The organism is Bythopirellula polymerisocia, assembly GCF_007860015.1.
Lineage (GTDB): Bacteria > Planctomycetota > Planctomycetia > Pirellulales > Lacipirellulaceae > Bythopirellula > Bythopirellula polymerisocia.
Genome location: NZ_SJPS01000003.1, coordinates 186,114 through 211,213 on the forward strand (window position 1 = coordinate 186,114; position 25,100 = coordinate 211,213).

The window sequence follows — 25,100 nt, forward strand, 5'->3', positions numbered from 1 at the left end:
TGTCTGCTGTCATTTGCGTGATCGATTCATTGAAGGAGCGTCATTATCACTCAACTTACCCTATTGCGGCAGCATAGTCCGTTGGCTGATGCTTCTCAGCAGGTTACGATTCTTGAATCGAGCGAGAATCCGGCGTTGCCGAGGTTTGATGCCACTATGAATGCCCATGGTCTTGATCCTCTCGAATCCGACGGCATTGATGTGCTGCAAGTCAACGTCGGCAAGCTCTGCAACCAAACGTGTCGCCATTGCCATGTTGATGCAGGTCCCGATCGCCGGGAAAGTATGTCCAGGGAAACAGCCGAGGCGATAATCCGCGTGCTGAGCGAGAGCACGATCGGCATACTCGACATCACAGGTGGGGCGCCAGAGATGAACCCGAATTTCCGTTGGCTGGTCGAGCAGGCCCGGCAACTGGGACGGCACGTCATCGATCGCTGTAATCTCACAATCCTGGTCACGAAGGGGTATGAAACCTTGCCTGGGTTTTTGGCGGAACACCAGGTGGAAGTCGTCGCCTCCCTTCCTTGTTACTCGGAGGAGAATTGCGACAGCCAGCGTGGCGATGGAGTTTTCCAGAAATCGATCCAAGCCCTACGCCAGCTCAACGAACTGGGGTACGGTCAACCCAATGGTACCCTTTCACTTGCATTGGTGTATAACCCCGTCGGGCCATCGCTGCCGCCTTCACAAGCGCAGCTAGAAGCCGACTATCGCCGTGAATTACGCGAGCAATACGATCTGCAATTTTCCAAACTATACACAATCACGAACCTGCCAATTAGTCGGTTTCTCGACGATCTCTTGCAGACAGGCCAATACGCATCCTACATGCAGACACTAGTCGAATCTTTTAATCCTCAGGCTGCTGCGGGCGTGATGTGCCGTTCCATGCTTTCGGTGGATTGGCAGGGGAGACTCTACGACTGCGATTTCAACCAGATGCTGGAATTGCCGCTCACTTCTGAAACAGCGAAAACGATTTTCGATCTCGACCTCGCTGTACTTGCCAAGCGACGCATAGTCACGGGCAGACACTGCTTTGGTTGCACGGCAGGTGCTGGTTCAGGGTGTCAGGGAAGCTTCGTTTCTTAGAGTTGGAAGTGAAAGTGTGAATTTCAGCTTGTTACTTATCGGCTTGATGAGTGGGGATGCATTCGACTCGACTAGTCGCAGAGGTTCATGGTCGATCAAACCAAGATGAATATGCAGTCGATTGGAGAAATGACCGGGAGCTTTTCTCTGCAGGGTTGAAAAGTGCCATGGTTTTTTGGGATGGCACGCATGCGGAGAAGACGTTTCTCTAGAGCCCCCCCTATGGGGAATAGATTCTCATTAGAGGTCGCGGTAGTGCGGCCGAGGTAGCAGATTCCCATTTGCTCCTTGAGCGGCACCCTCGGCCTAGAAAAGGTTACATGAATTAGGCGAAGCGTCTAAAGACCTCCAGAGCTTGGAATACCACTCCTCGAAGTACAGAGCGGGGGTAGTAAAACAAGAACTCAGCAGGCAAGGGTCCAAAAAAGAAACCCGGCCACCACTCAAGGGTGACCGGGTTCATAGTTTTTGCTTAGAGAACAGGCCGAATTTCTATAGGAAACAAGGCGGGCACTCACAAGCAGGTGGTGGCTGCCTCCGTTAGACAACCCGCCGGCGGTCAACGGTTTGCACCACCCCACTGGCCTATATAATAGTCGTTCAAAAAACCACCTCCTTTCTCACAAGTTTGCGGCGGCCGAATGTCGCTGCCAGAGGACACCCGGCGGCCAGATAGGGCCCGTCGTGCTGCGGTCGCACGACCCATAGCTGCATTATAATCACGATTCCCGCCCGTCAAGCAATATCAGTTGGCAAGATCGTTTTCCGAAGTCGGCACTTTGCTGCCTCGCAGTCATACCCAGAGAGTCCTTCCCCGGCACCAAGGTTCGCAACAAAGCAATAATTCGCCCAAAATACTCGTCAATCGGCCTCGGCCTGACGAGGCTCCAGGCCTAGGGTCTTTTCAAAAATCCCGAACCATTCCTTTTCGCTCTTGGGAACGCCGTGAATGACACCCTTGTCGGTGGCGAGAATTGGCAAACCTGTATCAAGTTTCTTCATTTCGTCCACGTGGGATTTTATCCGGCGATTAGCTTCGACTTTCAGCGATCCGTCGAGGAGGATCTCGTTGCCCACGAGTTCCATTGCTTTATTACGTGCTTTGTAGACGGCAGGCGCCTTGTCGCCCTCCATTAGAAAATTGTGAAATTCCTGGAATTTTTCGGGATTCAACTTCCATACGCTGATCGCCAACCTGGCATAATCGCATGCCGTGCGATGCAGGCTTTGATCAACCTTCACGTAGGGATTGCAGTTCCGACTCAAGGGGACGTGATAGATCGCAAAACAGACTTGATCTCCATAGCGTTCAGTAGCTTGATGAATGAACGAGTGCAACCTTCGGCAGTGAGGACACGTGTAGTCCATCAATTCTACTAGCACTTGCTCTGCATGCGGATCGCCCAGCGTCGGCTCATTTGTAACTTCCACACGGTTCCCCAAAGCTTGCAGAGAGATGAATCGCGGCTCGGATGACCGGGCGGGTCTCAGATCTGCAGAATCAGTCTTCATTTCAGGGGTAGTCGGTTCGGTCTCATCATCCTTAGTGTCGAAATCAACTCTGAATTCTGGTTCCTCTTCCACAGTGTTGTCGGCCTCTGCCTGCTGATCAGAAACTATTTCCGCATTCTCAGCGTTGGCAATGAATTCCATGCCTGCAGGTGCGAACAACAACTGCCCCCCCATGAGAACCAACAGTCCAAGCGTTGCTAATCCCGCAGCCACTAGAGTCTGGTAGATTGCGATCTCTGCCGACTCGACTGGTTCGGGAGTTTCCTCTTGAACACCCAAGAGAGCACGCATCTGATCGTAGTTCTGTACCACATCGGAATTTTGCAATGCGAAATATGAGATGACTGAGATTAGCAGACCGCAAATATGTACTGATAGGCAATAGAAACAATATTGGCCGAGCAGAAAGACCTGCACGCCGGAAAACCAAACGCCTGATCCCGCAGCAAGTAAGGCCAATGCCATCAGCCCCGTTGCGGCCCAACCCGATTTCTGTGATACCGCCGGCCAGCAAATCGCCAGGATTCCTACGTAGACAATCATGCCAAACAGGCTCACAGGTATGCCAAGCCATTTGGACCAGGCGCTGGAGAGAACTTCATCACAATCTGCCAAGGAACCTCCCGAGCAGCCAGCTATGGGAGACTGGTGCCAAGTGACCCATGTCAGATAGGATGAGACCAATAGCGCTACGATCGCCAGCAAAGTAATGCTCCCCGCCAGAGTCTTCTGCTTGCTGGAGCAAGGATTTGGACTAGTGAAATATTCGTTCACGTCGAGTTCCGATTTGGGTTCATAAAGTCACTTAATCCTCAATTCTAGCACAATCATACGACCCTAGAATCATTGGAGATCCCAGATGAATGACGAATTGGGCTATATCTGCGGCAGTTGCGGTGAAGAAATCGTGATTCCGTTGGACCCCTCTCAGGGACACCGGCAAGAATTTGTTGAGGATTGTCCCGTTTGTTGCCATCCGAATGTGATTCAAGTCGAAATTGAGCCAGGTGGCCACATCAGCGTTTCGAGTGAATTAGAATAAAGATCTAGAGTATTCCACCACGAACACCTTCGTCATAGTAGAGAATAGGGCCCCCATGTCTCAACCTCTGACTGTACCACCCGGCACAAATATTCAGCTCTCAGAATTTGACACGCGTTTCATTTCAGGTGATTGGACAAAGAAGTCTGCAACTAAGCAGATCAAGAAAAATACCGCTGTGAGTCGAGACTTGGCCTATCAGTTGTACGCCGAGAATCGACGTGCAGTGCTTCTGGTTTTGCAAGGGATGGATACTGCGGGTAAGGACGGCACGATTCGCACAGTAGTAACGGGTATCAATCCGCAAAGCTGCCAGATTACTTCATTCAAACAACCGAGCCACCTTGAACTGGACCACGACTTTCTCTGGCGGATTCATAACGCCGTCCCACGCCGAGGCGAGATCGGGATCTTCAATCGTTCTCACTATGAGGACGTTCTCATTGTCCGCGTACACAACTTAATTCCCGAAGAAGAATGGAAAACGCGATACGAGCGGATAAACGAATTTGAGGAAATGCTCGTCGAGAGCAAGGTGACTATCGTCAAGTGCTTCTTGCACATCAGTAAGAAGGAACAGAGGGAGCGACTGCAAGCACGTCTGGACAACCCCAAAAAAAGGTGGAAGTTCAGTACGGGAGACTTGGCAGAGAGGAAACTTTGGGACGAGTATCAAGCTGCCTATGAAGACGCCCTTACTCTTTGCAATACGAGACAGGCTCCCTGGCATATAATTCCCTCCGACCGAAAGTGGTATCGCAACATGCTCGTAAGCAGCATTCTGCGCGAGACGCTGGAACAACTCAATCCTTGCGTACCAGCGAGTGACCCAGGCTTGGAAGGGATCGTCGTCGAATAGATCAACTAGTTCGACTAATTCTGCGTGGGGCCATTCGGCTTACTGCCATCCAGATGCTTCCGCAGATACGAAGCCCGTTCGATATTGCGAGCCGCAGAATCAAGGTCATTACCTGTGAGTTTCTGCAGGTGTGCAGGTTGTGTATGAACGAAGAGCTTATTGATCGTAGGAATCTGCAAATCGCCGATCAGCCCGAGGTTCAAACCCATGCGTACACTTGAGAGCAAATGCATCGTCTCTTCGGAGCTGATAGTCTGGGCGGTTCGCAGGATGCCAAAAGCCCGGCTCACACGGTCATGGAGCGTTTCGTGGCTCTCGCGAATCAAAAAATCACGAGCCTGGCGTTCATAGTCAATGAGCACTGGCACTATGTCGGCAACCTTCGCAATCAGCTCCTCTTCAGTCAGTCCTAAGGTGATTTGATTGCTGATTTGGTAGAAGTCTCCCATTGCCTGAGAACCTTCACCATAAAGCCCTCGCACTGCTAGACTGATCTTTTGCAGGCTCTTGAACACCTTCTCGATCTGTCTCGTGATAACCAGCGCTGGCAAGTGCAGCATTACGCTCACGCGGATTCCTGTACCCACATTGGTCGGACAGGCCGTCAAGTATCCAAGCCGATCGCTAAATGCATAAACGACATGCTCTTCAATCAGATCGTCCAGCCGATTGACTTGTTCCCAAGCCGCTTGAAGATTCAAGCCACTCTGCATCACCTGCAGGCGCACATGATCCTCTTCATTGACCATCACGCTATATTTTTCTTGGGGATCAATTACAACCGATCGTGCTCCGGTCGCATCAGCCAGTTCTCGGCTAATGAGTTGTCTTTCGACGAGAAACGTGCGATCCAACTGGTCGATCTCGCCAACCTTGAGATATAAAGTATTGGGATCGAGTTTCTCATTCTTCATTAAGCTTGCAATCGCTTCTTGCAAGATTTGTTCGATCGCCGAACGATCTGCCTCGGTAGCTCGAGACAAAAACGGAAAATCGGCGAGATTTCGGGCTAATCGAATGCGACTGCTGATTACGATGTCTGACTCTGGGCCAGCACCCCGTAACCATTCTCCACTCGCGTTGGTAAGTTCGTTTAATTCCATAGAGGTTGGATTCATTCCAATTATCGTATTAATTGACTACGGAAGGCTCGAAATGTCTGGTTCGCTGTAATCAGATTCATTGTACCAATTCTGTCTTAGCCTGTGAGGTGCTGTTTCTGAGAACTGGGCTAAGAGTATTCCGACCGCTACTCGCCATCTTCAGCAGTTTTCAACTGGACTTCTATAGCCTTGACTTCGTCTCGAATCTGTGATGCCCTTTCATAGTTCTCCGAAGCAATTGCCTCTTTCATTTCACGCCTCAGGCGAATTAGCTGTGTCTGCTGATCAGCGCCTTTGGGGCAACGCTTTGGCACCTTGCCAATGTGATGCGTTTGATCGTGGATATTCATCAGGAGTGGCTCAAGCTCATCGGAAAAGAACTCGTAATCATGTGGGCAACCAAGCCGCCCCTGCTTGCGAAATTCCAGAAAGGTAATCGAGCATACTGGGCAACGCATCTGGTCGAGGCGCGCTAACTGGTCAGCAGTCTCACCTACGGCGAGATGTTGCGCTAAGAGACCAGCCATCGCAGGCATAACGTCAGACGTATCTTCCTCACTGGGAGTTAGAAAATTCTGAGCGCAATCTTCACACAGATGAAGCTCTTTTGGCTTACCATCAATCAAATCAGTTATATGAAAAGTTGCTTGTCGATCACATTTCTGGCATTTGAGCATAACGAAACTCGCAATTCGGCTCTAATATTAATGGCATGTCGAATCCAGTTCGACTGCTGGCGGGCAGAATACTATCCGTTTGAATCATTCCACTTCCAGCGGGAAGGACAAGGCCGAACCTTCCGGAATTAGCTAGAGTCTACCAAAAGTTCGATATTTCATCGCCCCACCAACGATAGTCGTTGGCAGCAGTATTCAAAGTATGGGGATTCTAGCTGGGACCCGCATCGTGTCAAGAGAACTGAAATCCCCTAAGTTCTTATCTCACCAGGAGATGGGCTTCTCCTAGGAACCTCGAAAGGAGTGTTGTGAGGGTCCGGGGCAGTTGATAAGCTGGCTCTTGAAATGATGCCAACGAGATGCTTTGGACGGTCTGCAAGGAACTTTTGCTCAATGGAATACTCACCTGGACCAGACCGATTTGCCCAACTCGCCGCAAACAGCGATTACGTTCCTGTATTTCGCCGGCTTCTCAGTGACGCATTGACTCCCGTTCAGGCTTTTCAGCGGCTAGATTCTACCGAGGCTGCCTGTCTATTTGAAAGTGTCATCGGTGGCGAAAAAGTAGGGCGATACTCTTTCCTGGCAAGCGATCCCTTCAAGTGGATCAAGGCCTATGGCAATCAGGTCACGATTGCTTCAAAAAGTGAAAGAGGGCAGGGGGGAGCTACTGATCGAGAGCAATGGCAAATCGATGATTTGGTATCAGAAGATCCGTTTCAGAATCTGCGAGATCATGTCGATGCGATATGTGTCGCCCATCCAGATGAACTGCCGCCGTTCATTGGCGGTGCTATCGGATATGCAGGTTACGACTCCGTTCGCTATGTTGAAAACCTTCCCGATGCACCCGAGGATGATCGCCAGCTACCCGACCTTTGGTTCGCCCTTTTCGATTCGCTGGTCGTATTCGACCATGTCCAGAAAACAGTGATCGTACTCGCACTTGCGGACGTGTCGAACAAGGATCCGGCTGCCTTGCAGATTGCGTATGGCAATGCCGGGCAACGCGTCGACAATATGGTCGAACGACTAGCATCTCAAGAGATAAATCTGCAACTTGCCGACATTCGAGCGGAAGGTACATGCTCGCTCAAGTATTCCTCAAATCTTACGCAAAAGGAGTATGAAGAATCTGTGCGACAGTGCGTGGAGTACATTCGAGCCGGAGACATATTCCAAGTTGTCATCAGTCAACGACTAGAAACCACATTTGATGCCCCACCGTTCGAGTTGTATCGCACGCTTCGCGTTGTAAACCCCAGCCCATTCATGTTCTACTTAAGGACACCAGAGGTAACGCTGGTGGGAAGCTCGCCAGAAATCATGGTTCGCGTTGTGGAAGGCAAGGTCACCGTCAGACCGCTGGCGGGTACCAGGAAACGCGGACACAATGAAGAGGAAGATCAGCGTCTTGCTGATGAGCTACTTGCTGATCCCAAAGAATGCGCTGAGCATGTGATGCTCGTGGACCTGGGTCGAAACGACGTTGGGCGCGTAGCCCAGTATGGTTCGGTCGAGATTTCAGATGTCATGGTCATCGAAAGATACAGCCATGTGATGCACATTACCTCGAATGTTACAGGACAATTGAGAGATGGTTGCGATGCGTTCGATGCCCTGGCGGCCTGCTTGCCTGCGGGCACCGTCTCGGGTGCACCCAAAGTGCGGGCAATGGAAATCATCGATGAAATTGAGCCAACACGCCGAGGGCCCTACGCAGGGGCGGTCGGTTACATCGATTTCGCTGGCAACATGGATACATGCATCGCCCTGCGAACAGTCGTGATTCACGACGGCAAGGCCTACGTACAAGCCGGGGCGGGCATCGTCGCCGACAGTGTGCCTACGACAGAGTATCAAGAAACCCTCAACAAAGCCCAAGGTCTGCTGAAAGCAATCGAGATTACCCAGCAGCGGCTGGGTTAAAGCAGCGATCTTGATGCGGTAATCGACGCAACATATCAAAGTTGCAGAACCTTTTGACAGGCGATAAACATGAGAACCCCATTGGCAACTTCGCTATTATTTTTAGCGACGATTTTTTTCCCATCAAATACAAGCTCTGCTGAGAATTCCGACCAGGTTGTGAGTTATGAAACCTGGCCCCAATGGCGAGGCCCGCACCGCGACGGTAAGGTCTCTGGCGATCCATGGCCAGTTGAGCTCAAAGCGGACAATCTCAAACTCCAGTGGCGCGTACAATTAGGTCCGAGCTATTCTGGTCCAATTGTTAGCGGCGATCTCGTCTATACCACGGAAAGCCGCGACGGCAAGTCAGAGGTCGTCCTGGCATTCAACCGCAAAACGGGTAAAGAAATCTGGCGGGCAGAGTGGGACGGGGCTATGTCTGTCCCCTTCTTTGCGGCCTCTAATGGAAGCTGGATCCGCTCGACTCCAGCCTGTGATGGAGAGCAGATTTACATTGCTGGAATGCGCGATGTGCTGGTTTGTCTTGATGCCAAGCAGGGAACAGAACGTTGGCGAGTCGATTTCTCTCAGCAGTTCTCGACACCGCTTCCCTCGTTCGGATTTGTTTGTTCTCCATTGGTGGATGCGCGCGCCGTGTACGTGCAAGCCGGCGCATCCGTTGCAAAAATCGATAAAAACACGGGTGAAGTCCTCTGGCGTGCACTTCAAGACGAAGGAGGCATGAATGGATCAGCGTTCTCCTCCCCCGTGATCGCAGAGCTTGCAGGCAAGACGCAGCTTGTTGTCCAAACGCGGGAGTTTTTGGCTGGATTAGACATGCAGACTGGCGCGGAACTATGGCGGCAACCTGTCCCTTCCTTCCGCGGCATGAATATCCTGACTCCAGTCGTCGTGGGCGACGCGATTTTTACGAGCAGTTATCAAAATAAATCCTGGCTCTATAAAATCACGAACGACGAAGAGAATTTCTCATCGGAAGAGTCGTGGAGTAACAATGCAAAAGGATACATGTCGACTCCCGTGATCATCGAAGGTCATGCCTATTTGCATTTGCAGAACGAGCGGTTCGCATGCATCAACCTCGAATCGGGCGAGCGAACCTGGACGTCAGAACCCTACGGAAAATACTGCAGCATGATCGCCAATGGCAATCGCATCCTGGCACTCGAATCCAGCGGCAGGCTGCTGTTGATCAATGCAAATCCCCAAGAATTCAAACTGATTGACGAACTCAAAGTCAGCGATTCCGAAACCTGGGCACATCTCGCAATCAGCGGCGATCAAATATTCGTTCGCGAACTAGATGGGCTGGCCACATTTCGTTGGAAATAGATTTCACCTGACGCTCGTTCAACTCGCTCCTTGCGAACTGCATCATCAAAGTTTGCCGACTGCGGTCTCGGCCCTCAGTTGGGCGATCATGTCTTCGGTTGCGGCGGCAACTGCATCCTGCCAGTTCGAATCGCCAAAACGATCTCTGTATTCAGGTCGCTGATGAGCAAAAATGATTCCGCGAGAATTGTTGATCACCGCCCCTAGACCCAGCGAATCAAATGCATGAGCCGTATCCTTGGCCGTTCCACCTTGGCTACCATAGCCGGGTACCAGAAACCACGAGTTGGGCATCGCAGAGCGAAGTTCAGCTAGTTGATCAGGATAGGTTGCCCCTACCACCGCGCCGACACTACTGTAGCCGCTCTGGCCGAGAGTGCTGTTGGATTGCTCCGCAACATACTGGGCTACCATCCGATAAAGCGGTTGGCCATCGATCTGTTGATCTTGCAGCATGCCTCCACCAGGGTTAGAAGTTTTCACAAGTACAAAAAGGCCGGCTCCACTCTCTTTGGCCACTTCGACGAACGGCTCCAAACTATCCGCCCCAAGATACGGGCTGATCGTAAGTGCGTCAGCCCCCCAGACGCTACCTCGCCCGAGATACCCCCGGGCATACGCTTCGGCGGTCGACCCGATGTCATTTCGTTTGCCATCGAGTATTACCAACTGCCCCTTCTCTCGCGCATAGTTCATGACATTGGCCAATGCCACCATGCCACTCGGTCCGCACTCCTCAAAAAACGCCACTTGAGGTTTCACGGCGGGCACCAACGGCGCAACGACATCTATCACGCCTCGGCAGAACTTTTCGTAAGCCTCGGCACGTACCGTGTAGTTGTCTGCAAGATCCTGTCGGAACCCAGCAGGCAATTTATCCCAGCGAGGATCAAGCCCCACAACCACTGGATTCCTACATCGCCCGACAGCGGCAGCCAATTCGTCTCCAAAATGAGCCAATACCATGTCCTTTTGATTGGTTTAATTGAGAAAGCAACTCCTCCGCATGATAGGCTTATTCGGGGCAGTTTCTCAATGCCGCCGGGAGAAGTGATCGCACCCATGAATTCAGCGTTGCAATCGAAGAGCTGATCTGAAATACTGGTAGCTTGCCGCAAATAGGCTGTTGAGTTCGCTAGCCTCTTGTTGGCGAACGTAGGAATGAATTGTAATTAAGTTCGGGCCGTAGCGCAGCCTGGTAGCGCGTTTGACTGGGGGTCAAAAGGTCGCAAGTTCGAATCTTGTCGGCCCGACTTTACTTAACTGTAAGCCTAACAAGAGTTTGTGTTACCTGCCGACGTTCGGCAGTGAGGCGTTTTCCAGGGAGCCAAGCGGGTATATACCCGCTTGGCGTTCCACTAGATATGGGAGCGTTTCACCATGCCGCGTCTTTCTTTCCAAACACCGAAGTACCGCAAACACCGCGCAAGTGGGCAAGCTATTGTCGAACTCAGTGGTCATCGCCACTATCTTGGACCTCACGGAACCAAAGCCAGTAAGCTCGAGTATGATCGGCTGGTTTCTGAATGGTTAGCATCTGGGCGGCGGGCAATCGGCGCTGACAACGAAGCCGCGAGCATCACCGTTTCAGAATTGATTCTCGCCTATTGGAAGTTCGTCGCTCAGCACTACGTCAAAAATGGGAAGCCCTCTACAGAACAAAGTTCTATTCGATGGGCCCTGCAGCCCTTCAAGGACTTGTACGGCAGAACCCTTGCAGCCGAGTTTGGCCCCCTAGCGCTCAAGGCGGTCCGCTTGAATTACATGCAAGCGGGACTCAGCCGCCGGAGTATCAATCAAAATACAAGGCGATTGGTAAGAGTTTTTAGGTGAGCAGCGGCGGAAGAACTAATTCCGCCTTCTGTCCCCCAAGCGCTGAGTATGGTTGCGGGCCTGCGTCAAGGACGGACGGAGGCAAGAGAAACTGCTCCCGTCCTCCCTGTACCTGACGATATTGTCGAGGCCACGTTGCCTCACATGCCGGTTGTGGTTGGCGATATGGTACGGCTTCAACGACTCGCTGGGATGAGACCCAACGAGGTTTGCATACTCCGGCCCTGTGATCTAGATCGAAATGCCAACGTGTGGGTTTATCGGCCTGAGTCTCACAAGACTGAACACCACGGCCGTGAGCGATTGATATTCCTCGGACCAAAGGCTCAAGTTGTGTTGTTGAAGTATCTGGCGCGAGACTCACAAGCTTATTGCTTTCGGCCAGCGGAGAGCGAAGCGAAGCGAAGGGCACAAGCCCATGCAGATCGAAGAACACCCCCCACCTGCGGAAATCATCCTGGCTCGAATCGAGTAGCCAAGCCAAAACGTCAAGCTGGTGCGAGATACTCCACCGACAGCTATCGTCGGGCAATCCAGCGGGCCTGCGATCGAGCATTCCCCTCGGCAGAGGGTATGAAAAGCGAGGATTTGGCCAATTGGCAATCATCTCACCGCTGGGCACCGATTCAACTACGCCATTCGGCAGCAACGGAGATCCGAAAGAAATTCGGGCTAGAAGCTGCTCAAATCGTACTAGGCCACAGCAAAGCCGACGTCACCCAGATTTACGCGGAACGCGACGTAACAAAGGGACTGCAAGTGGCTCAATTGATTGGCTAAAATTAGGAGGGTTGAAATCGCATAGCCACAAACTGCTCATATACGCCTGGTAGATTGGATGCAATTACTTCCGTGGAACGGGTCGGATCAGCTCAGAACAGGAGTTTACTCGATGGAAGTTGACAGCAAGTCATTGAAAGAAATTGAAGCTATAACTTTGCAGAGGCTGAATTGGCTCAGTGAAGATCTACAGAAATTAAAACGGAAATCAATTCAACGAAGACTAGAATCGAAACAAAATATACAAAACATTAATTCGGCCGTGAATTTCATTTCCTATCTAGATAAGGCTGAAGCCCTGACTCTGCTGGAAACCTTGAGTGATTTGGAGAATCATTTTTCTTTTCTCTGCGATACGGCCATCGAGAAAACTGAGGAACTCAAGAACACTAACAGTTTCGATGAAGCAGTTTTATTGATTTGTGATGTAATGGCCATAGCTGGGCTCGAGCCAGCTTGCGAGTATTTAAACGGCGAACAACATCTTGCTGATATGAAGTCCAAGGATTCGAGGATAAAAGGTGGCTTAGGCACAAAGAAACTCACTACCCAGGAGCATGAGCAATGGCTCAAGGATGAACTGCCCCTAGTTCGAGGCCAAAATATGCCGTTTCACAAAGTTGCCCGAGCTCTACGCAACAAACACAATTACGAAGTCTGTCCGAAAACGATACGCAAAAGGGCGATTGAACTGAAGCTTTGGGAAAACGCTTAGCGGTTTCCAAGAAATCGCTTAGCGGTTTCCCATTTCGGGCTTTTTAAGCCTACTTTTCGTTTTTCATTCCATGGCGTTTGCATTCTAATTAATCCTGTAGTTGGTCACATCACACCAAACAGGAGCAACCCGTGGAAGAGCATTGCCTCAATTCTGACATCGACATATTTGTCGAAGATCGAATAACACTCAACCAACTAGCTAAAGAGCTCGAGAAAAGTCCAAGCACTACTTGGCGTTGGTATCTTAGTGGCGCGAACGGCGTCAAACTCGAAACCTTTGTGGAGGGCGGTCGTCGCTATACGACCCGTCAAGCCCACCGTAGATTCCAGCAGCGATGCACGGATGCTGCCAATGGAAACACTAATAAACCTTCGGTTCATACAGCCTCAAGACGCATGAGGGAATATCAAAAGGCTGAGTTGGAGCTCAAAAAACAGGGATTCTAGTTCGTTCTGGCAAGAAACATTCATACTTCATGGAGAACAATATGTCGCGCATTCGAAATATCAAGTCGGGGATTTCGTTCAACGACTCGAATCCAGTCACCCTAATTAATCGATCTGAATTTAAGGCTATAAGCGATGTAGCGCAGGTTGCCGAACACTACCGAAGCTATCACCCGCGCTGCCAAGTGGGTGAAAAGGAAAAAAAGTTGATCAGGGCACGATTCAACGAGGGCTATAGCGCAGAAGACCTCAAGCTCGCAATCGACGGCTGCCACAAAAGCCCATTTCATTGTGGGCAAAACTCGAACGGGCGGAAGTATCAGACGCTCGAGCTGATCTTCCGGAACGCGAGCAAGGTTAATCAATTCATCGAACTAGCAGGTGCTCGAGAGGTTCCTTTACTGTCGGAAAAATCTCATCGCTCGCACTTTGCCATCAAATCCTGGATCCAAAAACGTTTAGGAGGAACCAACAATGAATAACATCAAATCACAAGTAGTCGAGATAATCGCTAGGGCCGTGGCAATTCTAGCGAGTTCCATTCGGATAGAAGTTGACGAGTTTCTGCTCGAGAGTTATCGGATCGCCCTTCAGGACGTAGCTCCCGAAAAGATCGAGCGAGCGATCGAGATAGTCCTGCAGGGAGATTTTCAGTTCATGCCGACGCCTGGCAGGCTTCGGTTTATAGCGCGGTCGGGCGTTGCATCGCTAGAATATCGAGCAGATATTGCCTGGCATGAATTCGATCAGGCAGTAGGTCGTTATGGGGGAGATTGCTCAGTCAGCTTTGATGACGGGCTTATCAATGCCACCGTGAGGTCCCTGGGGGGATGGCCTTATTGCTGTGAAAAAACGGGGGATGACTATAACGTGTGGCTTAAAAAAGAATTCAAAGAAACCTACTGCCGACTGTGGAGTTGTGATGATGTGAGTAGTGACTTACGCGCTCCGTTGACCGGTCGTCTTGCCCTCGCGAACTCCGGTTACGCGGAAGATGAGCTAGGCAAATACAAGGCATTCACTGGAGGGATCGAATCGATCCCGACGGAGCAGCCCGTGCTGCTGCCACCTAGCGATGCCATCCAAAGCATAGGGCATCCGAGAGGTGGCGAACCAAAGCAGCTGCTATTCGACAGGCTTTGGAATTCATGATCGTTACCTAAGTGTTGCCAAGAGGGCACAAAAACGCCTCAGCCGGAGTAAATCCGGCTGAGGCTTGTAATTTGAGGAAGAGCTTGAAACTTCCCAGAACGATCCTAACTGAATGGGTTCGAATGTGGAAGCGGGTTACGTTGCGACGGTACTTTTTCCCGACCAAAAAAGAATCGTGTCAGAAAAGCACCGGGGTTAGAACCTCCCCCGGGTGGAAGTCGCCCTTCGTGGAGTATTTTTCGGTCCACGGGGTGTGAAGCGTCGAAACGGTGGGTTTACCTCGCAAGAGGGTTTATTCCAGGCAACAGGCTGATACTTGATTCAGCATTACCGCATCCGTCCTGGTCGAAATCCGACAATTTTTAAAACTGCCGGCATAAGACACTTTACGGCTCCCTGAAATAGCAGTCATTCAGCTCGACGAAATATCGAAACCGTTAAGCAACACGCTTAAGTCGGATGGGAATGCGGTACGAACTTAACCAGAATCAAAAATCAGAATCTCGGCACCAGGTGGTCGTCAATCGGTATGTTTGCAATGCTGCTGCGAGCTTGACCGCGCATTAAGCTGGAAAGAATCCCTAATGTGCAGCTGCTGGAAGTGACCAATTTTTTTCACGCCGCAGGTTGCACTGGAAAGGGAAGTTGCGACCGTCAGTTTGCGACCGTCAGAATCGCAACAGGCAACTACTCGCTTTCCCCACATCGATGTTTACATTCCTTCACAAAAGTAGCTAAGTTGCCTATGTCATCACTTCAGACCGATTAAACGGCAAGGAAAACGGATGGAAATTCAAACAGGCGAACGTGGGCGGGATGGAAAGTTCACCAAAGGCAATCCGGGTGGACCCGGAAGACCTCGCAAGGAACGAGAAGCGTACTACATGCAGGCCTTCTGTCATGTTCTTGGTCCTGGCGCGCTGGCTGAGATCGTCGATGCGATGCGAGAAAAGGCCTTGGGCGGTTCCGTGGCGGCTGCCCGGTTGCTCATGGAATTTGCGATGGGCAAGCCCCTCATGCAGCTTGAAGTTTCGGCCTCAGAAGGAGAGGAATTCCGCGTCGCAGGCATGTCGCCTGGGGCGATGCAGCAGAAGTACCTCAATCGGCTGCTGGAGAAGATTCAGGAACGGCTGGATTACGAAAAGACCCTGGAAGCCCAAGGTTATCAAGTGAAATTCTCGCACGGTGTTGATGAAGACAGCGGCGAGTAGCAAGTGGGATAAAATTCGTCCCCCGTGCCTGTCGGCAGTTCCAAGTGAATGACCTGGAGCTGCTGCACCGAGCAGCTGATTTTCGGTCAGTTCTCGGCACGTCGATTTCGGGCAAAATCTTAGTGACGTTGGCGCAAGAAGATCCATCAGCCAAATTGCTGATGGCGATCGGTGCCAGCAAACTGACGTTTCTCGGTTTCTCCATGGCCGTCGACGCTTCCCCCGTTAGGGGGGCACTAACTGCAGAGGTGATTCTCACCTCAGCGCCGTAGCAAAATCGCTTCCAGGGGGCGGTTGATGCAACTTCAGAGAGTTGGAACTGGTGGCCATGACCAGCGGTGGGCGTGGCTTCAGAAAACTGGCCGTCTGCCGGACGATACTGCTCCCCTAATTAGGCATTTAGATCCCAGGGATTGACACGTGCAAGTGCATCGCCGGTTTGTAGTATGGCTGCAAGGCTTCGTAGAGTCGTGTCAGCAACTACGTTATCTCAGCTTGTGACGGAAAAAACAGCTTAGGGCCAAAAATCCCCAATCAAAAGAAGGTTTTTTCAAAGTCTGAATTCTCGGACGTTTCGGCGATCAGCTCTGTCTCACCAACGCAATGTGTTTTAGACGCTACAGCTACAGTGGTGCCTGGTACACTTGTAACGTGAATTTTGAGTCTAAACTGGCGACACTAAGCAAGAAACAAGTACGCTGGGCAATCGCTGCTTTAACGGCTTTACCTCCTTGGAAGAAGTGGCACGCACCGCGGTTTCTTTAACTAATATCCCGACCGGCAGAATACGATCTGAATAGATCTCTGCGCGGCACGACACTCTCGCCATTCCTTAGCCGATGAGGTAATTGAGGAGCACACAATCGTTCGACTGCATGCACAGATACAACTGTTACAGTTTTGCTCTTCCTCGCTATATGATACAAACACTGACCAAGCCTGAGCACAAGTGTCGTGCTGGGCACAGCATGCATCAAGGGCGTTGATTGGGGGCGGGGAAAACGTCCCATTGGATAAGGTCGTTTGTACAAATCCATCTGCAACTTTACCGCAGTAGAGCCCATAAAAAGGCTTAGACTTGGCAATTTTGAATGGATCTACGCCTCGAATGGTATTTGCCCATATTACCTTGAGGAGTCGCGGAGTCGCTTGATTTATTGCCTTGACTGTGGCAAAAATTCTCTTAGCCACAAACGCAACCGCCTTTACAATTGATTTTGCCGCGAACACTGTTATCCTGGCAATCGACTTCACGGAAGTCACAGTGTTCTTGACAACAGTCTTCACCACGTTCGTCACCGCTTTGACGACACTTTGCACAGCTTTTCTAATCCGGCCCTTAGTCCCATCCGGGTCCAAACCAGAGATAGGGTTATTACCCACATACGTATACGCATTGCCAAGGCTTTGGCTGTCGGTCCAGGTGCCAATCGTATCGCGTGAGATAAATCGGCCCTGGAGGGCATCCATGTACCGCGTGCGAAAGTAAATCAATCCCGTTTCCGAGTCGAGCTGTCGACCGGTGAAAAGGAAAAGGTTGCCGACAGCGCTTGAGCCACCCGGCGTTATCGCGGCACCGACGACGACCGTTTGCTTGCCAAAAGCGTCGTACATGTATGTCTCGACGATGGTGGCAGCCATAGTCGTTAAGGCGTAGGTCGAGAACTGTGTATTCTGGTGATAGAACAAGCGGCGATCGCCGGCTCCTGTAGCGTTGCCGTCGCCATTGAGATTCGTGTCTTGCACGAGGGCCTCGTCGACGTAATTACCGTACACATACTGCTGAGCCAGTGTGCCGGCCGCATTGCGTACTTCAATCAATCTCGATCCGTCGTAGTGATATGCGGAATAGCCATTGAACACTCCAGAGTTCTGGACCGACTTACTCACACGACGACCTGTCGCGTCGTAACTGTATTCTGCGATGATCAGACCGTCAGAATTGCGCGTGACGACTCGTAGGCGATTGAAGGCGTCCCATTGATAAGAATTAGACCCGTCGTCGGTCAAATTGCCGTTATCATCGTATAATAGTGCCACGCCATTTCGGCTGGTGATTTCATTGAAGGTCGAGTAATCACGAGTTTCTGCATCAACTTGTGACCAGTTACCGACGCCGTCCAACACGAAGTTCTTTTGCAGGGGAGCGACGGCGCCGGGGCTAGGCCGATCAAACATTGTCAGCCGATAAGCCGAATCATAATTATATACTTCACTGTTGACCGCATCATGCAGCTTAGCTTCACTTAGCTTGTTGTTAGCCCGGTCGTAGGAATGAGTAAACCCTACTATCAGCGAGTTGTTGCTGCGTAGGTGACGTAACTGGACGGTTCGCCGTAGTCCGTCGTAACCGACATCGGCTGTACCGGCGTTATTCAAGTAGGTCTGGCGCGTGCCGTTTTGCGGTAGAGCGCGTACCAAAACGCGGCCCACGCCAATGTAGTCGTAATCGACCAGCGGAAGCGCAGCTCCCGAGTCGGCGATCTTATCGATTCGATCCAAAGTGTCGTAGGTGTAGGTAAGGACTCGCGCATTCGGATAGGTAAGGTCGATCTTCAAATCGTTTGCCCGCCAGCCCGTGGAAACCACCAGGGTGGACCCGGCGGAGCCGATCCGTTGAGATTCTTCAATCAATCGACTTAGGCTGTCGTAGGAGTAGCGCACCTCTGAATCGTCGGTCAATTGTGTCGGAAAGTTGTTGTCAGTCGCAAAGACCAGCCTTGACAAGCCGTCATACTCAAAACCCTGCTTGTTCGACCCGGTGACGGCCGGGAAACCGGTACTGGGATTGGACGGATCACTGACGGGCGCCAGCGGGAAAATTGGATCGGTCACATAAGAGTCGGACTGGCCGCTGCGATAGATTCGCAGGGCCACGGCGCGGTTGAGCGCATCGTACTTGGTAAAGAATTCGTTGTCATTCTCATCCTCCTTGATCAGCACGTTGTTATCCGGATCGTACCCGTAAACGATGGTCGTCGGTGGCGAGTCATCGATTTGATTGGCTAAGGGGGGGAACAGGGCAGCAACCTGGGCCAACCGCGCCGCGGCGTCTGCCAGTTGGGCGTCAATCTTTGATGTGGCAATAAAGGTAGGGTTGTTGATCGTCGCCGCCGTTGGCGTGACGATTTGACGAGAACCTAAAATCAATGCCTTCGAGAGCGGAGAAAGAGTCGTCAGCCCCTTAGTCTCAGTGACCTGCCTGTTGAGATTGTCGTACAGATACAGGGTGACGTTCCCCTGATCATCGATCCGCGAGGAGACGAGCGAATTCTTGTCGTATGTCGTCCCGATGCGGATCATCCCGTCACCGCCGCCGTGCGTCAAATCTCGCACAGGCAAGAACGAGTCCGGCGAGCCGGCCTTGTTCTTGATGCCTTCGGTGGAAGCGCCAATCGATACGCCATCTCCATCGCCCGAAACCGTCAAGACGATTTCTTCACGAATTCGGCGATTGAAGCCATCATAGGTGTAGACCGTGACGTTTCCAAAGCTGTTGATATCGTTCACTGTCAGGGCGCCATTGGCAAACGCGCGACGGACAATTTGCTCTCCTTGCATCGGTCCCTGAGCGTCGGCCATCGCCACGAGGTTGCTCCGCGAATCATAGCGATAATTTGCGGCCTGGCCGATATTGTCGACCTGTCGCTCTTTACGGTTGAGGCTGTCATAAAAACTGGTGGTGAGAAACACTTCACTCGCAACGCCGGCAACTTGCGAGACGTCCGTTTCGCGTGTCTCGATGAGATTGCTGTTGTCGTCATAGGCATATTCAATCGTGTTTCCCGCAGCGTCAAGCATCTTAATGACGCGCCCCGCGCCATCGTAAAGAGTGCGAGTGGCGTCGCCATCATCTTCGACGGCGAAGGTCTGGCGGGAGTTACGATCGTATTCATACCGTGTGCTCACCCGGCCCAGAATGGCGACTGCGCCAATTCCGGGGATAAGCTGATTGTCGTTCGGGGTAAGATTACCTTTACCCAAGTCAATTGCTCCGTCGTCGACGTTCGGCGCCCGTTGGGTAGAAGTCGTATTCACGAACAGCACATCGTCTGTTTGAATCTCCCGGCCTAACTCATCGTACAGGTACTCGGTTGCCGCAAGCAAGTTGGCATTCACTAGATTTCCAATTTGAACCACACCGTTGGCGGATACCTGAATCTTTAAGAGGTCTGGCCCGTCACTTGTAGGACTAACGCCGCCGACTGGTCCAAACTGCAACGAGCGAACGACGTTTCCGGCCGGGTCGTATTGGAAAACTGTCTGGTTGCCAACGCTGTCGACCGCGGAGGTCCGCCGGTCAAATCCGTCGTAGATGAAACGAGTCCGATCACCGGGGCCGTCGAAATCGGAATTGTTGGCGGTCGAGCGGTCGGTGTCATCGGAGTCGACCATTTCGATGACATTGCGATTGCCGTCGTAACGGAAAGTGGTGCATTGACAGAGGATGCCGCCGCGCACGTCATAGGCGACCGGATCACCAGCCGCCAGCAGAGCCAGGGTCGGCGGAACGGCGTCGCCGCGCTGCGTTCGAAACAGCAGATCTCGTTCGTCGAAGATGGATGAGTTCGCGTTGCCTTCAGGGCTAATAATCAGTACGCGGTTTTCATTTCGATCGTACCGATATCGGGTGACCAACTCCTTGCCGACTGAAACCTCAGTACTCATTTCAAGTTGGTTGTTGAGAATATCGTATCGGAATCGAGTGTCAACAAAGGATACGGCTGGGAGTATGGTTCCGGAGAACCCTACAAAACTAGAGAAGATCGCAAAATCTGCCGCTTGGACGGTGTTATCACCGTTGAAGTCCCCATCCGCCCAGCCCACACCGGATCGACCGAAGTTAGCGAAAAGTATGTTTTGATCAGTTGTATTGACGGAGCCATCCAGATTTGCGTCGCCATACTGTGTGCCCAACACATTTCTTACCAAGAAGTCGATATCGAGTTGATTAATCACGCCGTCGACATTCAAGTCCGTGACCGAGTTCGGTGCGCTTCCCAAGGCGTCGAAAAACAAATCGATGTCGGAGGCGTTGACGACGCCGTTGCCATTGATGTCTCCCTGCACGCCCACGTTACTGGTATTTCCACGGTCTTCAATTTGCCGACGCACCAGGTTGTCGTTGAAATCGTAGAAATACCGCTCCACGTAGCGGAAATCGGTGAGCGGTCTCGGCTCACTCGGGTCGGGCACAAGGAGGTTGTGCGCAGCGGCACGCGTCATCTGCACAACCTGATTCAACTCGTTGACGACGTAGTCGGTGGCGACCCCTCGACCGTCGGTGGATCTCGTCACATTGCCAACCCGATCGTACAGCAAGTTTGTGCGGAGGTTTGTCGGCGTGGGGTTCGTTCCCGAGTTGCGTCCTGCCGTAGCGATAGTGTCGCCCCTGGCTTGCTTCAGATAGCCCCCCGTGAGCGCGTTTCCGGCGGGGTTATCAATGACGCCATCGCCGTTGGGGTCACGCTCCGGATGGTACTCAATGAGTGTCTGATTGCCTTCTGGGTCGGTTTGCGAGATAAGCTGCCCAAAGTCGTTGAAGGCGTAGATCTCAGAGATTGTTTGGGTAGCAGTCCCTTCGACGGCACCCTGGAGCGATCCTGGCAGAAACGTGGGGTTGGGAAAGATTCGCTTCAGCAGGTTCCCTGCGATCTGGTCGGTTCGTTCATCGCCATTGACGTCACCAAGCCCCATCTGAATTCCAGCATTGGTCAGGAGGGCTTGGACCTGAAGCGTCGAGATACCCATTTTGGCAGCGAGGCCGGCGTAGTTCGTCCCTTCTTGGAAGTCATAGATGTACGCAGTTGTGTACCGCGCCGACGAAGTCGCGCCGCCATTTTGTGGGACGTAAGCTGGATCCAGGCCCCGCGCTTCGACCATCGTACTCACCTGATTGTAAATAGGCTCATACTTATACGATTCGACGATCTTCGCCTGGTCGCCGCCACGGGTGATATCGGCTAGCGAAGTCGTTTCGATTACGTTGCCTTGCTGAAAGCGCGCACCGTTCGCGTCGTACTTGCGTTGCTGAATGTTGCCTTCCTGAAACTTAGCAACTTGCCACTGCTCGTCCTGGTTGTAGCTAAAAGTCGTCTCGTAGACGGCGGGGTCCGCCGTGTGGATGCCTCGGTTCGTGAACTCTCGGATCGCGAGGAAATTCCCCAGGCGGTTGAAGTCGTATTTGGTCAAATTGCCGTTTCGATCAGTCACCGTCGTCCGCAGTTCTGCGGCTCCGAGGTCTTCATAGGACGCCCAATTGGCGCCGTAATTCGACTTCCAGATCGCCAAATCGCTTCCGTTGACGATTCCATTGAAATCGGCGTCACCGTTGGCTCGCGTCGCTCCCGTCGTGCCGAACCCACGCTGCCACGCTAAGAAGTCTGATCCGTCGACGTCCCGGTCGCCATCGAAGTCGCCTGCAGGGCCACGACCAATATCCACAAAGTTTTCGTAATTGTAGGTGATCGTGCCGCCTGCCGGCACGGTCGAAGTATTGGTACCACCGTAGACAATGCTCAGCACACGATCAAAATTGGCGAGAGTCGACGACGATGCAGTGCTGGTTTGGTAGTTCACAGTCACTAGAGGGGGGCCACCGACGGCAACTTCGTTGGGCGCGGTAATCGTAAGCAGGTTGTGGTTCAGCCGACCATGCACAAATCCCGTTGAGTAGTTGTAGTTGGTCTTCTTTCCATTTATGAAATCATTGCCGTTTGGCGTGTTGAGGACTTTGGGCGAAGTAACGCTGCGCAAATCGCTGTTGGCGTCATACGTAAAGGTGACAGACCTATTCGCGAAATCTTTGACTTCCGTGATTCGGTTGTTCGCGTCGTAGAAGTAGTCGATGTTTCGGCCCATGTTGTCCACGACCCGCTGTAGCCGATTGGAGCCGTCGTATTGGTACGAGAGTGTGTCGCCGTTACGGTCGACCTGACTTGTCATGCGAGCGAGGCCATTTATAAGTGCCGCCGCGTAATTGACTACATGTCCGTCTTCTGCGCGTTCGCTCCACGTGCCGTCCAGGTTGTTAACGAGCCGCGTAAAGAACCCTGCGGGGGCGTCGAAGCCGCTGCCGTTTTTCAGGTAGAGATCAGCGCGGCCCAGGCCGTCCATCCGCACCACGTCGCCAATCTTTGCGCTTGAAAAGGTCAGTCGGGTGAACGTGAGATTCAAAGCATGGACGACGACAAGGCGCCGGTTGTCGGAGAAGTCCCAATTTTGACCCAAGGGGCCGTTGAACGTGATGCCGCTTCGGTAGGTTCGGGTGAATTCCCAATCGAGCCCTCGACCAGGAATCACCAAATCGGTGGCCTTTTCTGTGAATTCGCCATTATGCAAGTTGACGTGGCCTCCTGTATCTTGGGAGATCCCAAATCCGTCGGGGGGCGGCACGTTTGGCTCAATCTTCTGATTGAAAACCGGTGTCAGATTGAACAGTGAAGTGATCAGCTCATCATTCAAGATGGTCACCACGGCCTGGCTGTCGTCGATCGTCAGACCATTTGGCTGCGAGAGAGTGACGAAGAATCGTTCATCCCCCTCCAAGATTGCATCGCCGTTGACCGTGACGAAGATTGTCTGCACTAACGGGGAAGCTGGTGTAAAGTTCAAGACCAATCCGGCAATGGGAGTATAGTCGCCCCCTGCAGCAGTCGCGGTTCCATCGGAGGTGTCGATTCGCACGCTTGCACCCGACGCCGGCGCAGCGCTCAATTGGATCGTGAGCTGTGCCTGGACTGTGGAGTTCGTCTCTAGTAGGGTCACGTCATGGATAGAAATGCCCGGCACAGACGATAGGAGAAGCCTCTCCTCAAGGCTTTCCATCGAGAGGCGCCGCCCGAAAGGCAATTCCCGCATATTGATGCGTCGATTTTTTTTCGACCGACGACTCTCTTGCGCAGCCTTGCGATTACCCCAACGATGACGCGACTGAAGCATAATATCCCCCAAAGCACAGAGGCCAATCCTACATTTGCAGCATTGTATTGCGCGGCAAGAAAAGAGAGTCGCGCTGTATTGACGAGGCCAATACCGTCGAAGCTTGCATTCCATTGACAACGGAGTCGTTTGCAGTGGCTTCCAACTTTAAAACGCAGGAGCTAGAGGCGGATTAGGTTCGCGACAATCATTTTGATAGTGGTGCCAGCTAGTTGTCAAGTACCATTTCTAAAATAATGCGGCGGAGCTTGGAAAGTGACATGCGGTTCCAGACAACATTTGCGAACTTGGCTATCACTACCGACCAACTTCAGGCCGGTCAGGCACACGAACGCAGTTTTGGCGTTCAGCCCCAGGCTCGAAAGAAGGCCTTAGAAATTCCATCAATTCTTTGACTCCTTAAGGCGTTAAGCACGCTGAAAAATGGCCGTATTTCGTTAAGAGCGTGGCTGACAAAGCTCTGGAGCTACCTTCATCGGTCTCCTTCAACTACGGAAAACTCACCTGAGCGATACTCGCACCTATCGAATCGTCCTGAACGTGCAACCGTTGATTTCCTGCGCTCTATGGTGAAACACTCCTTTTGAATTTTGTGTAGTGCCTTCGTGCTAGAGGGTGGACCATTCTCAGTGGCTTAGCTCTCAGTCTAACATGCAGCGGTGTGGTTTCGGCGAGGACACCGCTTGCAGTTCGCCGGATCCCTTAGCCGCTGAAACTGATGCAACCGCCTTGAGTTGTCGACTACTTGAAGTCGTATCGGTCTGGTCGACCGAAGCAAGTTGGTCAGTGTGTGATCGAAGCCGTCGCGTCTCCTCGATGGCTCCCAATCCATTGTGCAAGGTGACGAGCACATCCGATTGGCACAAGGCAGAGTACGTGCCGGGCTCAAGCTCCGGTGTCTAGCGTTGCCTGACAGCTTCGCTTGACCTCACAAGAGGGTAGCGAAGCAACATGGATAGAATCGTGGCTCCGGGCAGCAGCATCCCTGTCGTTGGCTCCGGTACGGTCGCCGAATTGGCGGCGAGCGGTGATCTGGCAAAGTGGCAAGCGCAGTACTGAAGAAGTGTGCCACTCGCTACAGCCACTCCGGTGCCGGCGGGGGTGGTACTCATACTTGCTGCAGTGTTTATAGCAAGTAGTCGCAGATTATAGTTGAATCAGGAGTTCTTGAGACATTTTGCGGGGTTCATGGGTGAAATTCATTGACATGCATCCATTGCTGCTTGATAATGCAGTCACTCATGGCCTCCTCCGTGCGTGCAGCGATTCTGTTGATCGCTTGCCGAAGGGCTGGGTGAGTTGAGGGCAATTTTCGTTCGATCGCGGCGAAATTTCACGCGTCACTCTGCGTATATGGGACGGCCCACCCATCTGCTTTCAATTGCGTGCTCCTAACTGTGCGTTTCTGAAGTTACAGGTCCAGGGATTGGTCTTGGCACGCAACGGCTGCGCGTATTGGCGGCCCGT

At 52.1% G+C, this 25,100-nt stretch carries 20 protein-coding genes and 1 tRNA gene; 16 read left to right on the top strand and 5 right to left on the bottom strand.

What is annotated here, in order from left to right; all coding sequences use genetic code 11:
• Nucleotides 1-42: 42 nt before the first annotated feature.
• Nucleotides 43-1,095, top strand: a complete 1,053-nt coding sequence (gene arsS / locus Pla144_RS10305; RefSeq protein WP_315851797.1) for an arsenosugar biosynthesis radical SAM (seleno)protein ArsS — start codon at nt 43-45, stop codon at nt 1,093-1,095.
• Between the two features lie 861 nt (nt 1,096-1,956).
• On the opposite strand, the gene Pla144_RS10310 is transcribed toward arsS, so the two are convergent.
• Nucleotides 1,957-3,381 (bottom strand): vitamin K epoxide reductase family protein, encoded by a 1,425-nt coding sequence (locus Pla144_RS10310; protein WP_146450599.1) that lies wholly within the window; start codon nt 3,379-3,381, stop codon nt 1,957-1,959.
• An 85-nt stretch (nt 3,382-3,466) separates the two neighbouring features.
• On the opposite strand from Pla144_RS10310, the gene Pla144_RS10315 reads away from it, so the two are divergent.
• A complete protein-coding gene (locus Pla144_RS10315; protein ID WP_146450600.1) occupies nt 3,467-3,649 on the top strand; it encodes a CPXCG motif-containing cysteine-rich protein in 183 nt (60 codons plus the stop codon).
• A gap of 55 nt (nt 3,650-3,704) precedes the next feature.
• On the top strand, nt 3,705-4,508 hold the full coding sequence (locus tag Pla144_RS10320; protein WP_146450601.1) for a polyphosphate kinase 2 family protein: 804 nt from the start codon (nt 3,705-3,707) through the stop codon (nt 4,506-4,508).
• A 14-nt stretch (nt 4,509-4,522) separates the two neighbouring features.
• Here the strand turns inward: Pla144_RS10320 and Pla144_RS10325 are convergent, their stop codons facing one another.
• The gene (locus tag Pla144_RS10325; RefSeq protein WP_197530557.1) at nt 4,523-5,626 is read right to left on the bottom strand and encodes a protein arginine kinase; all 1,104 of its coding nucleotides are present in this window, start codon (nt 5,624-5,626) and stop codon (nt 4,523-4,525) included.
• Between the two features lie 131 nt (nt 5,627-5,757).
• Entirely contained in the window at nt 5,758-6,288 is a 531-nt protein-coding gene (locus Pla144_RS10330; protein WP_146450602.1) for a UvrB/UvrC motif-containing protein, read from the bottom strand.
• Between the two features lie 393 nt (nt 6,289-6,681).
• On the opposite strand from Pla144_RS10330, the gene trpE reads away from it, so the two are divergent.
• Both trpE and Pla144_RS10340 read left to right on the top strand, forming a co-directional pair.
• Complete coding sequence (trpE, locus tag Pla144_RS10335; RefSeq protein WP_146450603.1) at nt 6,682-8,217, top strand: anthranilate synthase component I; 1,536 nt, start codon at nt 6,682-6,684, stop codon at nt 8,215-8,217.
• Between the two features lie 69 nt (nt 8,218-8,286).
• On the top strand, nt 8,287-9,552 hold the full coding sequence (locus Pla144_RS10340) for a PQQ-binding-like beta-propeller repeat protein (RefSeq protein WP_146450604.1): 1,266 nt from the start codon (nt 8,287-8,289) through the stop codon (nt 9,550-9,552).
• 45 nt (nt 9,553-9,597) lie between these two features.
• Here the strand turns inward: Pla144_RS10340 and pyrF are convergent, their stop codons facing one another.
• A complete protein-coding gene (gene pyrF, locus Pla144_RS10345) occupies nt 9,598-10,518 on the bottom strand; it encodes an orotidine-5'-phosphate decarboxylase (RefSeq protein ID WP_146450605.1) in 921 nt (306 codons plus the stop codon).
• A gap of 213 nt (nt 10,519-10,731) precedes the next feature.
• On the opposite strand from pyrF, the gene Pla144_RS10350 reads away from it, so the two are divergent.
• From Pla144_RS10350 to Pla144_RS10385, 9 genes are all read left to right on the top strand, one after another.
• A tRNA-Pro gene (locus tag Pla144_RS10350) sits at nt 10,732-10,805 on the top strand.
• 127 nt (nt 10,806-10,932) lie between these two features.
• Nucleotides 10,933-11,385 carry a hypothetical protein gene (locus Pla144_RS25095; protein ID WP_231936299.1) on the top strand — a complete coding sequence of 151 codons (453 nt, stop codon included), beginning with the start codon at nt 10,933-10,935 and terminating at the stop codon, nt 11,383-11,385.
• A gap of 48 nt (nt 11,386-11,433) precedes the next feature.
• Nucleotides 11,434-12,165 (top strand): site-specific integrase, encoded by a 732-nt coding sequence (locus Pla144_RS25100; protein WP_231936300.1) that lies wholly within the window; start codon nt 11,434-11,436, stop codon nt 12,163-12,165.
• A 112-nt stretch (nt 12,166-12,277) separates the two neighbouring features.
• Nucleotides 12,278-12,880 (top strand): hypothetical protein, encoded by a 603-nt coding sequence (locus Pla144_RS10360; RefSeq protein ID WP_146450606.1) that lies wholly within the window; start codon nt 12,278-12,280, stop codon nt 12,878-12,880.
• A gap of 131 nt (nt 12,881-13,011) precedes the next feature.
• A complete protein-coding gene (locus Pla144_RS10365) occupies nt 13,012-13,329 on the top strand; it encodes a DUF1580 domain-containing protein (RefSeq protein ID WP_146450607.1) in 318 nt (105 codons plus the stop codon).
• Between the two features lie 41 nt (nt 13,330-13,370).
• The gene (locus Pla144_RS10370; RefSeq protein WP_197530558.1) at nt 13,371-13,811 is read left to right on the top strand and encodes a conserved phage C-terminal domain-containing protein; all 441 of its coding nucleotides are present in this window, start codon (nt 13,371-13,373) and stop codon (nt 13,809-13,811) included.
• A complete protein-coding gene (locus Pla144_RS10375) occupies nt 13,804-14,481 on the top strand; it encodes a DUF6475 domain-containing protein (RefSeq protein ID WP_146450609.1) in 678 nt (225 codons plus the stop codon). The genes Pla144_RS10370 and Pla144_RS10375 overlap by 8 nt, the downstream gene beginning before the upstream one ends.
• Before the next feature lie 785 nt (nt 14,482-15,266).
• Nucleotides 15,267-15,692: a hypothetical protein gene (locus Pla144_RS10380; RefSeq protein WP_146450610.1), complete on the top strand. Its 426-nt coding sequence runs from the start codon at nt 15,267-15,269 to the stop codon at nt 15,690-15,692.
• 44 nt (nt 15,693-15,736) lie between these two features.
• Nucleotides 15,737-15,964, top strand: a complete 228-nt coding sequence (locus Pla144_RS10385; RefSeq protein WP_146450611.1) for a hypothetical protein — start codon at nt 15,737-15,739, stop codon at nt 15,962-15,964.
• A gap of 493 nt (nt 15,965-16,457) precedes the next feature.
• On the opposite strand, the gene Pla144_RS10390 is transcribed toward Pla144_RS10385, so the two are convergent.
• Nucleotides 16,458-23,633: an RHS repeat-associated core domain-containing protein gene (locus Pla144_RS10390; RefSeq protein WP_197530559.1), complete on the bottom strand. Its 7,176-nt coding sequence runs from the start codon at nt 23,631-23,633 to the stop codon at nt 16,458-16,460.
• A 260-nt stretch (nt 23,634-23,893) separates the two neighbouring features.
• Between Pla144_RS10390 and Pla144_RS25295 the strand changes: the two genes are divergently transcribed.
• Both Pla144_RS25295 and Pla144_RS10395 read left to right on the top strand, forming a co-directional pair.
• On the top strand, nt 23,894-24,028 hold the full coding sequence (locus Pla144_RS25295; protein WP_261342321.1) for a hypothetical protein: 135 nt from the start codon (nt 23,894-23,896) through the stop codon (nt 24,026-24,028).
• 220 nt (nt 24,029-24,248) lie between these two features.
• Nucleotides 24,249-24,536: a hypothetical protein gene (locus Pla144_RS10395; RefSeq protein ID WP_231936301.1), complete on the top strand. Its 288-nt coding sequence runs from the start codon at nt 24,249-24,251 to the stop codon at nt 24,534-24,536.
• Nucleotides 24,537-25,100: the final 564 nt, after the last annotated feature.

Excerpts from the sequence above, each read along its gene's own strand:
- Pla144_RS10360 (WP_146450606.1), top strand. The coding sequence starts at position 12,278 with ATGGAAGTTGACAGCAAGTCATTGAAAGAAATTGAAGCTATAACTTTG.
- Pla144_RS10390 (WP_197530559.1), bottom strand. The coding sequence starts at position 23,633 with ATGCTTCAGTCGCGTCATCGTTGGGGTAATCGCAAGGCTGCGCAAGAG.
- Pla144_RS25095 (WP_231936299.1), top strand. The coding sequence starts at position 10,933 with ATGCCGCGTCTTTCTTTCCAAACACCGAAGTACCGCAAACACCGCGCA.
- Pla144_RS10315 (WP_146450600.1), top strand. The coding sequence starts at position 3,467 with ATGAATGACGAATTGGGCTATATCTGCGGCAGTTGCGGTGAAGAAATC.
- Pla144_RS10320 (WP_146450601.1), top strand. The coding sequence starts at position 3,705 with ATGTCTCAACCTCTGACTGTACCACCCGGCACAAATATTCAGCTCTCA.
- Pla144_RS10340 (WP_146450604.1), top strand. The coding sequence starts at position 8,287 with ATGAGAACCCCATTGGCAACTTCGCTATTATTTTTAGCGACGATTTTT.
- Pla144_RS25100 (WP_231936300.1), top strand. The coding sequence starts at position 11,434 with ATGGTTGCGGGCCTGCGTCAAGGACGGACGGAGGCAAGAGAAACTGCT.
- Pla144_RS25295 (WP_261342321.1), top strand. The coding sequence starts at position 23,894 with ATGCGGTTCCAGACAACATTTGCGAACTTGGCTATCACTACCGACCAA.
- Pla144_RS10380 (WP_146450610.1), top strand. The coding sequence starts at position 15,267 with ATGGAAATTCAAACAGGCGAACGTGGGCGGGATGGAAAGTTCACCAAA.
- trpE (WP_146450603.1), top strand. The coding sequence starts at position 6,682 with ATGGAATACTCACCTGGACCAGACCGATTTGCCCAACTCGCCGCAAAC.
- Pla144_RS10325 (WP_197530557.1), bottom strand. The coding sequence starts at position 5,626 with ATGAATCCAACCTCTATGGAATTAAACGAACTTACCAACGCGAGTGGA.
- Pla144_RS10375 (WP_146450609.1), top strand. The coding sequence starts at position 13,804 with ATGAATAACATCAAATCACAAGTAGTCGAGATAATCGCTAGGGCCGTG.
- pyrF (WP_146450605.1), bottom strand. The coding sequence starts at position 10,518 with ATGGTATTGGCTCATTTTGGAGACGAATTGGCTGCCGCTGTCGGGCGA.
- Pla144_RS10330 (WP_146450602.1), bottom strand. The coding sequence starts at position 6,288 with ATGCTCAAATGCCAGAAATGTGATCGACAAGCAACTTTTCATATAACT.
- Pla144_RS10370 (WP_197530558.1), top strand. The coding sequence starts at position 13,371 with ATGTCGCGCATTCGAAATATCAAGTCGGGGATTTCGTTCAACGACTCG.